This is a genomic window from Paenibacillus sp. MDV22-iso6 (genome assembly GCF_058408365.1).
In genome coordinates, this window is sequence record NZ_JBZVDZ010000007.1 from 328,679 (window position 1) to 342,148 (window position 13,470).

At 46.9% G+C, this 13,470-nt stretch carries 13 protein-coding genes; 1 reads left to right on the forward strand and 12 read right to left on the reverse strand.

The window, feature by feature from the left end; genetic code table 11:
* Positions 1-59 precede the first annotated feature (59 nt).
* The 10 genes from yaaA to AC4PM4_RS21120 form a co-directional block, all read right to left on the reverse strand.
* Positions 60-902, reverse strand: coding sequence for a peroxide stress protein YaaA (gene yaaA / locus AC4PM4_RS21075; protein ID WP_491614494.1), 843 nt, complete (start codon positions 900-902; stop codon positions 60-62).
* Positions 903-1,117: 215 nt separating this feature from the next.
* A complete protein-coding gene (locus tag AC4PM4_RS21080) occupies positions 1,118-1,996 on the reverse strand; it encodes an SPFH domain-containing protein (protein WP_083678799.1) in 879 nt (292 codons plus the stop codon).
* Entirely contained in the window at positions 1,974-2,132 is a 159-nt protein-coding gene (locus AC4PM4_RS21085; protein WP_449007225.1) for a DUF8570 family protein, read from the reverse strand. Before AC4PM4_RS21085 ends, AC4PM4_RS21080 begins: the two co-directional genes overlap by 23 nt.
* Before the next feature lie 108 nt (positions 2,133-2,240).
* Complete coding sequence (locus AC4PM4_RS21090; protein ID WP_491614495.1) at positions 2,241-2,402, reverse strand: hypothetical protein; 162 nt, start codon at positions 2,400-2,402, stop codon at positions 2,241-2,243.
* Between the two features lie 33 nt (positions 2,403-2,435).
* Positions 2,436-3,497 carry a cell wall hydrolase gene (locus tag AC4PM4_RS21095; RefSeq protein WP_244552222.1) on the reverse strand — a complete coding sequence of 354 codons (1,062 nt, stop codon included), beginning with the start codon at positions 3,495-3,497 and terminating at the stop codon, positions 2,436-2,438.
* A 278-nt stretch (positions 3,498-3,775) separates the two neighbouring features.
* Complete coding sequence (locus tag AC4PM4_RS21100; RefSeq protein WP_063565627.1) at positions 3,776-4,993, reverse strand: MFS transporter; 1,218 nt, start codon at positions 4,991-4,993, stop codon at positions 3,776-3,778.
* A gap of 114 nt (positions 4,994-5,107) precedes the next feature.
* Complete coding sequence (locus AC4PM4_RS21105; protein WP_072735337.1) at positions 5,108-5,923, reverse strand: carbohydrate ABC transporter permease; 816 nt, start codon at positions 5,921-5,923, stop codon at positions 5,108-5,110.
* 178 nt (positions 5,924-6,101) lie between these two features.
* On the reverse strand, positions 6,102-6,974 hold the full coding sequence (locus tag AC4PM4_RS21110) for a carbohydrate ABC transporter permease (RefSeq protein WP_175480658.1): 873 nt from the start codon (positions 6,972-6,974) through the stop codon (positions 6,102-6,104).
* Between the two features lie 3 nt (positions 6,975-6,977).
* Positions 6,978-8,252, reverse strand: coding sequence for an ABC transporter substrate-binding protein (locus AC4PM4_RS21115; protein WP_491614496.1), 1,275 nt, complete (start codon positions 8,250-8,252; stop codon positions 6,978-6,980).
* A gap of 212 nt (positions 8,253-8,464) precedes the next feature.
* On the reverse strand, positions 8,465-9,646 hold the full coding sequence (locus AC4PM4_RS21120; protein ID WP_491614538.1) for an LLM class flavin-dependent oxidoreductase: 1,182 nt from the start codon (positions 9,644-9,646) through the stop codon (positions 8,465-8,467).
* A 464-nt stretch (positions 9,647-10,110) separates the two neighbouring features.
* On the opposite strand from AC4PM4_RS21120, the gene AC4PM4_RS21125 reads away from it, so the two are divergent.
* A complete protein-coding gene (locus tag AC4PM4_RS21125; protein ID WP_063565624.1) occupies positions 10,111-10,983 on the forward strand; it encodes a helix-turn-helix transcriptional regulator in 873 nt (290 codons plus the stop codon).
* Positions 10,984-11,110: 127 nt separating this feature from the next.
* On the opposite strand, the gene AC4PM4_RS21130 is transcribed toward AC4PM4_RS21125, so the two are convergent.
* Positions 11,111-12,010 (reverse strand): hypothetical protein, encoded by a 900-nt coding sequence (locus AC4PM4_RS21130; protein WP_240321456.1) that lies wholly within the window; start codon positions 12,008-12,010, stop codon positions 11,111-11,113.
* A gap of 32 nt (positions 12,011-12,042) precedes the next feature.
* Positions 12,043-13,410, reverse strand: coding sequence for a nucleotide sugar dehydrogenase (locus AC4PM4_RS21135; protein ID WP_063565622.1), 1,368 nt, complete (start codon positions 13,408-13,410; stop codon positions 12,043-12,045).
* Positions 13,411-13,470 lie beyond the last annotated feature (60 nt).

Sequence of the window (13,470 nt, forward strand, 5' to 3'; positions counted from 1 at the left end):
AGCAGGTGTTTTATAAATTGATTCACGCGAACATCCCATCAATGACAGGGCTGTGTAGATCAATATTTTCTAATTGCCTGTTGGTTCAATGTAGACGTGACAACAAACTCCCTTGCAAGATGTACATCAAATCCATCGTTGTAAAACTGGCTATTACCCTCTGAATACAAGAAGACATACATACTCTTATCCGATAACTCTTCTGAAAAAGCGAAGTTCAACCGATCAAAGCTTCTGACATCCTTCACATCTGTAATTTTACGCTCTGCCATATATCGTACCATTTCACCTCTGGCCATTTTGGCCCGGGTTGCCTTTTCAACAATCTTCCCGTCCACCATTTGTCCAAATACACAAGTGATAAATCGGGTTTCCTCGCTCAGAAAAGGCGTGATGTTTTTGCTATACTCTTTTGAAGCCAAATTCAGGATACAGTCGCTTTCCGATTGAAGCTGATCTGCCAATTTGCTGCCCCAGAACTGATAAAGGGACTTGAACCCCGGACCTTGAAACTTGCCCTGCATCTCCAACCGATAAGGGGTAACCCCATCCAATGGCCGTAACATGCCATAAAAACCGGATAATATGCGTAAATGCTCCTGAAGATACGCCAGTTCCTCATTTTGAAAAACACCTGGCGCCATATACTGATACTGAATACCCTCATAGGCATAGATGGCTGGGGTAAGATTTGCTTTTATATTCATATTCCGAATCCGCTCCACGTTCTGTTCGGCGATTGCATCGTTACACTTCCACATCGCTTTGAGTTCGTCATAGGATAACTTTTGAAGCAGACTCAACAGCTTTTCTGACTCTTTTATAAACTGCGGCATCTGCGCAATAGCCATAAGATCGGTATCGATCTTCATCTTTTTAGCTGGTGATATAATAATTCTCATCGTGCTGATCCATCCTTAATCTACCATTGTTTTTGTCGTTATTCATTGTACAGGATTGGACAGGTGAATCCAATGTCTAGGCTTAACTAAATCCCTCATGTTTCCTTTGAAAAGACTCAAAAATGAACAAGTCAGCCCACGATTGGACTGGCTTGTTCATTAGAATTCAACAGATTAAATTGTTGAAAAAGTAAGGCGTGCATTTTAAACTGCTATTAGGGAGATACGCTCCCCGCGCCGCTATTTTGCTCTACTTTAGTAGTCGGTAATTGAATCATTGGCGTATTTGACCCACTTACATATGGAAGGGCTCCATCCCATTTCTTAATTGTTTCATATTCAACGAGTTGACTCGATAATGATTGTTGGAGCTCTTTATTGGCTTTAGCTTGACCCTCTGCTTCAATCAATAGTTTGTCTGCATTACCTTGCGCTTCCACGCGCTTACGTTCTGCTTCTTTCTTGGCGATCTCAAGTTCAGTCGTTTTACGTTCCAGTTCTTGAGAGGCTTCCACACGCTTATCGATTGCTTCCTGAGTCTTAGCGTCAGGTTGAGGAACACCTACAGTAACGTTGGATACAATAAAGCCTAATTCTTTAACGTCATCAGAAAAACGTTGTTGGACATCCACTCCTGCCTCGGATGACTTTTCACCATAAACATCAATGACTGTAAACTTAGAAATACCTTTACGAGCTGCGTCGCGGAAACGTGTTTTGAGATATGTATCCTCAATTTCTTGAATGCTAATTGGCCCAAATGTATTGAATATAGAAGATACTTTACTTGGTTCTACTTGGTAGTTGTAAGCAAAATCGATTGTGATGTTTTTCCCGTCAGAAGTAGCAATCTGAATATCTCTGTATTCAACCGTTTGAATTCGGATCGGATATTTCGTTACTTTATCAAACGCTCCAACTAGTTTCCACCCTTGACTCAGTGTACTATCTTTTACGCCTCCATTTGGTGAATAAACGACCCCAACATATCCATTAGGAATTCGTGTTAAAAAGAAGGTCACCAGTAACACTCCCACAATAATAACTACTGCAACCGCAATAGCCCCTACTTTAAACGTCTTTGAATTTTCCATCACCATTCTCCTCTTGTTTGAATTTATTGTATTTCTTCAGCAGTCTACCACCTATTTTATTGAATAGCGGGAACATTAATGACCATAGAATAAATGCTAGGATAAAGATTAAAATGATTCCCCCAATAAATGGCATATTCGTCCTCCCCTCTATGGATGTAACCGAGTACAAATTTATAAATAGCAACTAATTATATCCTCCTTTATATATACTTTGTAAAATCGTATTCGGTTTCAAGGATATTCAGACACCATTCCAATATCCTTCTTTGCTGTCAATTGAAAAGAGGGACATAATAATACGGAAGATTTCCCCAATCCCCTCGCCTGCACAATCAAAATATAAAAGAAACCCCGGTAGCACGTCTGCATTCAGCAGCGTAGAGCCGAGGTTCATCATTATCATTTCAAATAATACATTATTTATCTCTACTTAAACTCACCTAGTAAAATCATGCTGCCCAATCGTCAGTAATGTTGGTCTGCTCTTACTCCACAACGAAGTCGCAATTTTCGGATTATAATAATAAAGTGCTCCGTGTGTTGGATCAGTGCCATTCAAAGCTTTACGAGCTGCCTGATAGGAAGTCTGGGTTGGCTTTGTATTAAACTGTCCATCGTCTATGGCCGTGAACTGCCCTTTTTGGAAAATCACTTTTGGAATTGATGAAGGGAATGCATTCGAATGGACTCGGTTCAAGACGACCGCGCCTACAGCAACCTGTCCTTCAAAGGACTCTCCGCGTGCTTCCCCATGAATCAGCTTCGCGAGCTGGCGCAGCGTGTTACCTTGGGCTGCAGCCTTCTTGTTCAGTCTGTTCAGTGTTGCCGGGCCTGCAATCCCATCCGCACTCAGCCCCTGAGCCTGTTGGAACTTACGGACAGCGCCTTTGGTGAGAGACCCATAATACCCCGTCAATCCAGCTTTAAAATACCCCAGTTCGTTTAATTGCTCCTGCAATTGCAGTACATGTTCACCGCGAACGCCCTGTTCCAGCTTCTGTGCTCCGGCAGGCGGAGCTGCCATCGTGAGACCGAGAGCCATTGCGAAGGCACCGAGAAGCACACTGACTCGTCCTGCTCTTTTGCCAGCCTTTCTCCCTCTGCGATGGGTGATTTTCCGGCTGATGGTAATAGGTTCCATGTGGCCAGTGCTTGTGTGCAAATCATGCAGATCAAGCCTCTCATCCCCGTTATCTAATCTAAACTCTTCATCTAGGCTGTAGATATAGCTCGTCATCTTCATCTGTTTCATTTCTTTCATCTCTTTAACAGGAGTAAGATCAATCACATCATATCTCCCGTTTATCTCACTTATCTTATCGTTGCCATTATAGCTGTACATTACATTCATACCGACATTATCAGTCACACGTACTACTTCACACACGCCATTCTGTCCACTCATCATATGCTTTTCATTCATTTTATTCTTCTCATTCATCATATTCTTTTCAATCATTTCACACGTTTGATCCATTTCAATTTTGTTCTTCATCATTCCATTAACCTCCACTTTTCTGAATCCAGATCCCACTTCTTCCCCCTGAATCCTCACGGCCCTACATCCCGAGTGTCATTATAGGATATAGAAAAAGTGACGTCTATCGGACCGATGGCGCAGGCGAAAATCCACTCTAAACACAGCAAAAAGAGACATGAGCCCATGGTCACGCCATAGTCATGCCTCTTCTTGTATCAACCTTCTGCCGCTTATCCAGCCCGTTATAGGCGTAGGCAGGCAGACCCGCACAAAAGTTGCGTTGTATTTATTGACATTTATTCAGCCAGTTCCAGACCCTTGGTTTCCCGGCCCAGGAACAGCACAGCCGCTGCCCCAATAAGGATGGTCACGAAGAAAATCGTGAAAATCAGGCTGATTGCAACCTCACGCTGAACCAACATACCAACCATTAATGGAGCAAGCACGCCCCCAATCCGGCCTACCGATGTGGCAAGACCCACACCTGTTGAACGAACGGAAGTGGGGTATAATTCCGGACTATACGCGTACAGACCGCCCCAAGCTCCCAGATTGAAGAAGGAAAGACAGATACCTGCGGTCAGAATCGTCGCTTCCGTTGTTGCCAGTCCAAAAGCAATCGCACTTACTGCTGTCAATGTAAGATAAACGACAAGTACAAATTTGCGTCCAAACCGCTCAATGAAATACGCCGCCGTAAAGTAACCTGGCAGCTGCGCGATCGTCATAATCAGCACGTACTGGAAGCTTTTGACCAGCGTAAAACCTTTTGCCATAACAACCGACGGCAGCCACAGGAACATTCCATAATAGGAGAAAATGACGGTAAACCACAAGATCCAGAGCATCAACGTTGTACGGCGATGCGGTGCCGACCAGACCGTCGCTACCTTTTCGCGGAACGTGATTTTCTTAATCTTGGTATTGTTCTTGTAACGAGGCGGGTCCTGAATGGCACGGCGCAGATACAGCGCATAGAACGCTGGAACGGCACCAATGGCAAAAGCAATTCTCCAGCCATATTCCGGGATAACAAAGTTGGCAATGAGTGCCGATACAATCCAGCCACCTGCCCAGAAACTCTCCAGCAGTACAACTGCACGTCCACGTTCTGCCGTAGGCATCGACTCCGATACCAATGTAGATGCCACGGGCAGCTCTCCGCCGAGGCCGATACCTGCAATCAGACGCAGTACACACAATACAGCGAATCCGGTGGCCAAGGCTGACAGACCGCTCGCGATCGTAAAGATCAGTAGGGTCCACATCAAAATGGCCTTTCGGCCGAAACGGTCCGCAAGTGCCCCCGCAAGCAATGCACCGAGCGCCATACCGATGGAGTTGATACTCGTAAGCACCCCGACTTGTCCAGGGCTGAGACTCCATTCCTTGGCGAGTGCAGCCACGATGAAGGAAATCATGCCGACTTCCATTGCATCAAACAGCCAGCTCATGCCGGCACTGAACAGCAGCTTGCGCTGCTTGGGATTCCGCAATACTTCCAGTTTGCTCATGTCTTATAGCTCCCTTGATCTCTATGTAGTCATTCTGACACTAAACCATTATTATGCAGAATGATCCAGAAATCAATGTAAAATACGCATATCCGTTGATCTTCTTCCTATACCTTACCCCTTGAGTGAACCCGCTGTCAGACCTGCTACAAAATAACGCTGGAGCAGAATGAACAGCACGATCATCGGAATGGCTGTAACCAGTACACCGGTGAGCATCATTGGATAGTTCGTCACGTATTCCCCGCGGAACTGCATGAGTGCGAGTGGTAACGTCAGCTTGGACTTACTGCTGAGCATCAGCATCGGAATGAGCAGATCATTCCACACCATAACGAGCAGGAACGTGGCTGTAGCTGCCAGAGAAGGTGCGGCGAGTGGTAGGGCAATCCGTGTATAGAGCCTCCACTCGCTTGCTCCATCCATACTGCCCGCTTCCAGTATTTCCGCATTCAGCATACGCATGAAGCCCGTAAGCATAAATACGGAGACCGGCATTAGCATCGCTGCTGATACTACTATGAGTCCTGTCAGACTGTCCGACCATCCGAGCGTACGTGTCAGAGAATAGATCGGCAGCATGCTCACTTGGGAAGGAACGATCAGACCTGCAACGAACAAAGCAAACACAATTTTGCCCACACTGCCACCCCAGCGAACAATGGCATAAGCAATCATGCTGCTGAGCAACAACTCAATCGCAACGGTACCCAGCGTTACGACCAGACTGTTCCCGAAATACTGCCACATCGGCTGGTTGCGGAACATGCCAGTGAGATTGTCCCATGTAAACGGGTCCGGCCAGCTAAATGGACTGATGAAGAAGTTGCTGCTCGTTTTAAACGATGACACAAATACAAAGTACAGCGGCACAAGAATTAACAGGGCGTACACCAATAGGATCAGTCGATTGAACCATTTTAAAAGCATAGGAACCCCCTCCCTTCTTCTTTAAGTCTTTTAGGTCTGCTCAGGCATCGTTCTCATTCAAGTTTTCTGCCCTAAAGTCATTTCAACGTAATGAAATCCGGAACTCGTTCAATAATTCGTTTAACAATTAGAATACTCACGACTCACCTATTCACGAACATATCAATCCGTCCAATCGTTAATAGCTTACCCGGTCGGCACGCAGCGCCTTGAACTGCAATAACGTCAGCAAAGCGAGCAGAACCAGGAAAATCATCGAACCCGCAGAAGCGAGGCCAAATGAATAGCTGCCAAAGGCGGTATGATAGATGTATGTCGTCAAAATTTCAGTAGCGTAGTTCGGTCCTCCGTCTGTCATCGTGAAAATGAGATCAAAGGCCTTGAAGGATTGAATCGTGGTATAGGCCACGACAATTGTTGCCGAAGGTGCAAGCAGCGGCCAGGTCACGGTACGAAATACCTGCCATTTGCTGCCGCCATCCATACGTGCTGCTTCATACAGCTCCGCTGGAATGCCTTGCAGACCTGCTATAAACACGATCATCATCTGCCCGGCATGTGCCCAGACTTGTACCGCGGCTATCGAGTAGATTGCGATCTTCGGATCACCAATCCAGTTGTGGGCGATGCTCCCCATACCTGCCTCGTTCAATCCATAGTTAATCAACCCGATCGAAGGATCGTACATAAAGGCCCAGATCAGACCCACCGATACGGAGGACAGAATTGCAGGCAGAAAATAGAGCGCCCGGAGCGCGATGCGTGTCTTTGTGTTACGTACCAAAAGCAGCGCCAGAACAAGTGAAATAAAGGTTTGCGCAATGACAACCGTTAACATGAACTCGACGTTGTTGCCAAAGGCTTTGCGAAATACGATGCTGCTGAGACTGTCCTTGTAATTATCCAGCCCTACAAATGCATACGACGGGGATACCCCGTCCCAATCCGTAAAGGAGTAGAACAGCCCCGTCAATGTAGGAAATACGAACAGTGCAACGTACAGCAGCAACCCGGGTAACAAAAACAGGGATAGCTGAATACGGTTCTTCATCGTTTATTTCCCGATATGCTGATCAATGATCGCCTGTGCCTGCTGCGCTGCTTCTTCAGGAGAAGTGCCGCTCAGTACAGCCTGAATGGAGTTGGTTACTGCTTTCTGATTATCTCCGTTCAGGATAGTGAACCGTGGCTGGAACACGGTTTTTTTGCTCGCCCAATCTCCGGCAACCTGGAGCTCAGGTGTATCGTACTTCACATCATTCACCGTTACATTCTGTCCCGTCTGGTTGGCATATTCGCCAGCCACTTCCGGATTGCTCAGGAATTCGATGAACTTCTTCGCTTCTTCGGGGTGTTTGGACTTGCTGTTCACCGCAAGCATAAATGTCGTCGTATGAACGCCTTCATACTTCGCCTGATCGGCACTCACCGTAATCGGTGCAAGCAGCTTCTGCTCCAGATTCGGATTTTGAAGCTTGTTCTGTGCCAACTGATACGATCCGCTCGCCAGCATGGCTGCTTTCTCCTGGATAAAGAGTGCTCCCGCTGCCGGGTCTTTCGTTCCCAGTGCGTCCTGCTGGAAGTATCCTTTGTCGTTCAGTTCTTTGATCTGAGTTAAGGTTTTCACCCAAAACTCATCCGTCAGTTTGGCCTCTCCGGCTTCCACTTTGGTAAAAATGTCGTCACTCGGTGCATTGTTCATCACCATCGTATTCATGAATTGGCCTGGACCAATATCCGCTCCAGCAAATGCAATCGGAATGATGCCGTTGTCTTTCAGCGTCTGGCATAGTGCCAGGAAGCCTTCCCAATCCGTTGGCGGGGTCAATCCATATTTTTTGAACAACTTCACATTGTAGATTGGATCGTTATATACGAGTTGATAAGGAATTGCATTTTGCTTGCCATCGTGCTGGCCTGCTTCAATTAGCTTAGGATTGTATGCAGACAGAAACGACGATCCAGTCAGATCAGTGAACAATCCGGCTTTGGTGAAGGCTTCGAACTGTGCACCAGGGAAGGAAGCAAATACATCCCCAACTGAACCGTCACTGATTTTGGATTGTACAGTGGATTGATATTGGTCTGAAGGAAGAGTCTGCATTTCCACATGGATGTTTGGATTTTCCTTTTCAAACGCATCAATCGTCTTGTTCAGTGCTTCCACATCCTCTCCACGCCAGTGCATGAAGCTGATTGTTACTTTGCCCGAACCGGAGGAATCGCCCCCTCCTGATGCCGCGTTATCCCCGCCGCCGCAGGCAGACAGCAGGATGGACATTACCAGCATACTGACAAGGGGCAGGATATATTTTTGTTTTTTTCTCATGAAAGAAGACCTCCTGAAGGATGTTATATAAGTTAAACAATGATTTTACACTGAACCACTACGCGGTCAGAACCATCTTCCAATCGCTGTTATCCCCAGATTTTTTTAAAATCACTTAATTAAAGGTGGAAATCCGGGGATAAAGGCGAACGCTACGCTTCTCCAGATTTTTTCTGTCCTCTTCGTTACCGTGTAAAAAAGGTTTCACTTATTTAGTTGGTAGTAACTGAATGCTTCTTCTGTCTTATTTTCCACTTCTCACGAATAATGGGCATCACAGTCCGGCCGAAAATTTCGGCTTCTTCCAAATGTGGGTACCCGGATAATATAAATGTTGTCACGCCCAGATCTCCATATTCCATCAATCGTTCTGCGACCTGTTCTGCTGTACCCACAATGAGGATTGCTCCGCCGGAACGTACAACTGACAAACCTGTCCACAGGTTGGGACCTACGACAAACTGCTGCTTCTCGGACAGCTCCCGCAACTCATTCTGTCTGCGTTGGTTGGTCGCATCCGTCTCCGCAAAGATAGCCTTGGCTTTCTCGATGGCCTCTGGTGGGACTTTGCTAATAATCTCCCAAGCCGCCGCCCATGCTTCTTCTTCCGTATCCCGGATGAGTACTTGTGCCCGCATGCCGTAACGCAACTGGCGATCTTGTCCTGTTTCCTCTTTGATCTGTCCACGAATGACTTCAATTTCTTCGATCTGCTCCTGAATCCAGTCATGCGGCTCGCCCCACATGAGGAATGTATCTGCGTGTTCAACAGCGACCCGTTTCGCAATCGGTGAACTTCCACCCAAGTAGAACGGCGGATACGGATTTTGCACCGTTTCAGGCATGCCTACCGGACCTTTGAAATTATAATACTTACCGTTAAACTCCGAATTGTCTTCGGATGCTTCCTGATTCGATATGGCACCACTTCCAGCAAACTCGGTCAGATTGAGCCCGGCCGATTGTGTCCATGAACGCTTCATCACTTCCATGTACTCGCTCGCCCGTTCATAACGTTCATCATGGGCATGAGCCAGTGGATCTCCCAGTTCCTCCAAATCCCGAACCGAACTGCCTGTCACCACATTGATCATGGCACGACCGCCAGACAGTTGATCCAGTGCCGCTCCCATACGCGCCGCCAATACAGGGGTGACCAGACCCGGTCGAATGGCCACAAGTGGACGCAGTGTTTTCGTGTGACTCATGACAGCCGAACCCACAACCCACGCATCCAGACAGGCTCCCCCTGTCGGAATCAATACAAATTCAAAACCTGCCGTCTCCGCTGTCTGCGCTACTTGAACCAAATAATCCAGACTCGGTTCCCGCTCCGGGGCAACTCCTACATATTTTCCGTCTCCTGCTGTAGGCAAAAACCAACCAAATTTCATCTCTTCCTGTTCGCTCACGCAAGTCAATCCCTTCTGGTCATAAATTGATCTAATGAATAGTTTCACTCAGTACTTCGGTTACAGAAAACCTTTCGATCACTCTTGTCCCCAGATTTCTTTTAATTCCCTTTTCAAGGGAAAATCCGGTGACAAAGGCGCACGCTTCGCTTCTTCAGGTCTTTTCTGTCCCCTACGTTGCCGTGTAATTCTTAAAGTTGAATTTATAAGTACGTACACTTCCAAATGCCGATTAATTAACTTGGTTTAATAGGTATGGACATCATAACAATTGATTTGTCTGTGATCAATGTCATTTCGCGGCCATTTTATTTTGTCATTTTGTGGTGAATTCACAGGAATAGGTCTTCTCGATCTTGAATATTCACAAAACCCACCTGTATAATAGGTTATAAGAGAAACTTTCAGAGATTACAAACTATACTTATATTAAAGAGGTGTTCCTGATGATCGAGAGCATGAAGGAGGACCACCACGAGTTTTTGGATATTATTTTTTTTACTCCGTCTGAATTCGAGAAAGCCGGTGGAGCATGGCCGATTCGAATCGGTCGTAATATAGCCAAGAGCAACTATCATATCGGCCCTCGAACGACGCCTTTTCATTATTTAATTTTTGTTCTGGAAGGCGAGGGAACTTTCATACAGAACGGACATCGTTATTCCCTGCGTGCCCGCGATGCATTCTGCCTGTATCCACAGGTTACCCATGAGTACTGGTCCGACCCAAAGGAATCTTTGCACAAAATTTTCATTGCCTTTGATGGAAAACATGCAGCTGAACTTTTGGCACGAATCGGGCTTACTCCAGACGCGCCGCATCGTTCAGGCGTACTCACGCCGGAGACGGCAAGTGGCATGCGTGCTTTTATGGAAGAGGTTCGCAAACCTCAGGGAGGCGCAAGCGACCTGGGACGACTTACCCGTTTTCTCGGATTGTTTGACCGGATTGCCAAATCCCCTGCTACCCGAGTGCTTCAACCAGACTCTGCCACACCCTGGCTGCAAAAGGGCAAGGAGTACATGGATATTCACTTTGCCGGCGGCATTACCGTGGAAGGTGTATCTTCTCACGCTGGCGTGGATCGGACCCATTTTGCCAAACAATTCCGTAAAGCCTACGGCCTGTCTCCTGTCCAGTATATTCAACGTCTCAAAATGAATCAGGCCAAACGGTTGCTTGTTCAGACCCCGTTAACGTTAACTGAAGTAGCGCATTCGGTGGGTTACCCTGATCTGTTTTCTTTCTCCAAAGCGTTCAAAAAGCAGGTGGGTCTGCCACCCAACCGATATCGAACGGCCGAGAACAATAAAAGCTGATTTGTCGCCATCCGCATGCTAACGAATAGCAAAAAAAGGCAAGCCTCCTTGATCGGAGACTTGCCTTTTCCTCATTACATATTACAGTGCTCTTTCTTAAACTGCATATACCTATTATATACACCCGCTACTTCTTCTCCTCGCTCTTTCGAGCCAGCGGAATTCCGTTTTCCTTTGCATACCATGCTTCATAATGATGCACCGCAACACCTGCAAAAGAGGAATGAGAAGCGCCGAGATCAAACACTTTCTTCATTTCTTCATCCATATTGGTGATAGATTTGCTGAAAAAGGTTAGATGATCGCCCTCATGCGTATCAGCCAGTTCGGCTCCAACCCATACCTTCTTGCCAAGCTCATCCGCTTCATCCAGCTCTTCCTTGGACAGATCATACATCTGCTGACCACGATCCCGATAGGCCATGATGGCTACCGCATCAAAGTGATCAATCACCCAGCGGCTGAATGTACCTCCGCCTTCTGCCGACTCGCGAGCATCCAGCCAGAAAGGGATTGCGGCACTCATGTAGAGTCCGGCATCATTACCAGCTTTGGTCCAGGCCTTCATGTTGTCGCTCCACTCCGCAATAACGCTATTCTGCTCGTTCTCCCAGCGTTTTAGCTGATAAGGCTCAACATCCAGCTGAATTCCCTCAAAGCGTTCATTTTTGGCCGAAGCTGCATTATATGCCCGTACTTTTTCAATAAACGCAAGTCCCTCTTCCCGCTTCTCCGTATAGGCCCAGTCTGCATGACCGTTAAGGGCATGTACTTCGATCTCAGCCTGCCTCGCAGCCGCGATGAATTTGCGGTATGTCGCATCGGGTACCTCATCCTGAATTTGCAGGAAAATGGTATTCACGCCCTGCGCCTTGGAGAAGGAGATAATTTCAGGCGTCTGCTCTGCAATAATGGAAGCGTCCCACAGCCAGGTCGCTTTGTGTTCCTCATGTGAAAACCATTTGAGTAGCCAGGGCAGAAGAAGCAGGCAGAACAGCAGGGCCAAGATGGCCCATTTTGCCTTCACCGACAGTTTGCCCCACTTGTTCGTTATATTCCTCAGACGAGCAACGCTTCACTTGGCTCAAGCACAGGGTGCTGTACCGAATGACCAATCTTGTAAATGTGCGGATGTGGATACGTTTTGAACGCATTACGTGTATCCAGAATCGGTACGCCCATCTCGGCAATATCAAAGTAAGGCAAATCGCTGTGGTTGGTGATCAGCACGATGCAGTCGTACTTCTTGAACTGTTCCAAGTTGAACACTTCGCTATATACCGTCTCGCCATGCTTGTCCAGGAACGATTCAGCATGTGGATCATAATAGCTGACATTGGCTCCACCTTCCTTGAACTGTTCATAGATCTCCAGTCCTGGAGATTCACGCAAATCGGCAATATTCGGTTTGTACGACATACCAAGCAACAGAATGTTGGATTTACGTACCGATTTCGCGTACTCATTCAGAATGGTTGATGTTTTGTTCAGTACATAATATGGCATATTGTCATTGGTGGATTGCGCCAGCTCAATGAACTTGCTGTAGAAACGGAATCCTTTAGCCTTCCAGGACAGGTACATCGGATCAAGCGGGATGCAGTGACCGCCGATGCCAGGGCCCGGATAGAAAGGCATGAATCCAAACGGCTTCGTCGCAGCTGCGTCGATAACTTCCCAGATATCGATGCCCATACGGTCACACATCATTGCCATTTCATTAACAAAGGCAATGTTTACGCTGCGGAATGTATTTTCCAACAGTTTGGACATTTCAGCCACTTTTGGTGAAGATACAGGTACAACCGTTTCAACGTATTTGCTATACAACGCTGTTCCCAGTTTGAGGCAAGCTTCAGTTGTGCCCCCGATTACTTTTGGTGTATTAAAAGTAGTGAATCGTCCGTTGGACGGGTCCACACGTTCAGGCGAGAAGCACAGGAAGTAGTCTTTGCCTGCTTCATGTCCGATCTTGTCCAGCTCATCCTGGATCAGTTCTTCGGTAGTACCCGGATAAGTCGTGCTTTCCAGCGTAATCAGCATGCCTGGTTTCATATGCAGTTTAATCTGATCCACAACCGTCTCGATATAAGACGTATCCGGGTCCTGATTTTCACTGAGCGGTGTAGGTACGCAGATGCTCAACGCATCGATCACGCGCAGCATGCTGTAATCCGTTGTAGGCTGGAAGCGGCCGCTTTGCATCACTTTTTTCAATTCCTCGGACGAAATATCGTGAATATAGGAATCTCCCTGATAGATGCTCTCCACTTTGGATGCATCCAGATCAATTCCGATTACCGTGAAACCCTGATTGACCATTTCCACCGCAAGTGGTAATCCTACGTAACCGAGCCCGACCACGCCGAGCACCGCTTCTTTATTTTCAATAGCATTCAGTAATGTGTGGAATTGTTGATTCTCCATGATATTCCCTCCGGGCAGTGTATTTGTTTGGTTGATTGACGAATCCATTTGATAGATGTT

Bases quoted from the DNA above. Each gene is read 5' to 3' on its own strand.
- AC4PM4_RS21095 (WP_244552222.1), bottom strand. From the start codon at position 3,497: ATGATGAAGAACAAAATTGAAATGGATCAAACGTGTGAAATGATTGAA.
- AC4PM4_RS21100 (WP_063565627.1), bottom strand. From the start codon at position 4,993: ATGAGCAAACTGGAAGTATTGCGGAATCCCAAGCAGCGCAAGCTGCTG.
- AC4PM4_RS21110 (WP_175480658.1), bottom strand. From the start codon at position 6,974: ATGAAGAACCGTATTCAGCTATCCCTGTTTTTGTTACCCGGGTTGCTG.
- AC4PM4_RS21105 (WP_072735337.1), bottom strand. From the start codon at position 5,923: ATGCTTTTAAAATGGTTCAATCGACTGATCCTATTGGTGTACGCCCTG.
- yaaA (WP_491614494.1), bottom strand. From the start codon at position 902: ATGAGAATTATTATATCACCAGCTAAAAAGATGAAGATCGATACCGAT.
- AC4PM4_RS21120 (WP_491614538.1), bottom strand. From the start codon at position 9,646: ATGAAATTTGGTTGGTTTTTGCCTACAGCAGGAGACGGAAAATATGTA.
- AC4PM4_RS21080 (WP_083678799.1), bottom strand. From the start codon at position 1,996: ATGGAAAATTCAAAGACGTTTAAAGTAGGGGCTATTGCGGTTGCAGTA.
- AC4PM4_RS21090 (WP_491614495.1), bottom strand. From the start codon at position 2,402: ATGATAATGATGAACCTCGGCTCTACGCTGCTGAATGCAGACGTGCTA.
- AC4PM4_RS21085 (WP_449007225.1), bottom strand. From the start codon at position 2,132: ATGCCATTTATTGGGGGAATCATTTTAATCTTTATCCTAGCATTTATT.
- AC4PM4_RS21135 (WP_063565622.1), bottom strand. From the start codon at position 13,410: ATGGAGAATCAACAATTCCACACATTACTGAATGCTATTGAAAATAAA.
- AC4PM4_RS21115 (WP_491614496.1), bottom strand. From the start codon at position 8,252: ATGAGAAAAAAACAAAAATATATCCTGCCCCTTGTCAGTATGCTGGTA.
- AC4PM4_RS21125 (WP_063565624.1), top strand. From the start codon at position 10,111: ATGATCGAGAGCATGAAGGAGGACCACCACGAGTTTTTGGATATTATT.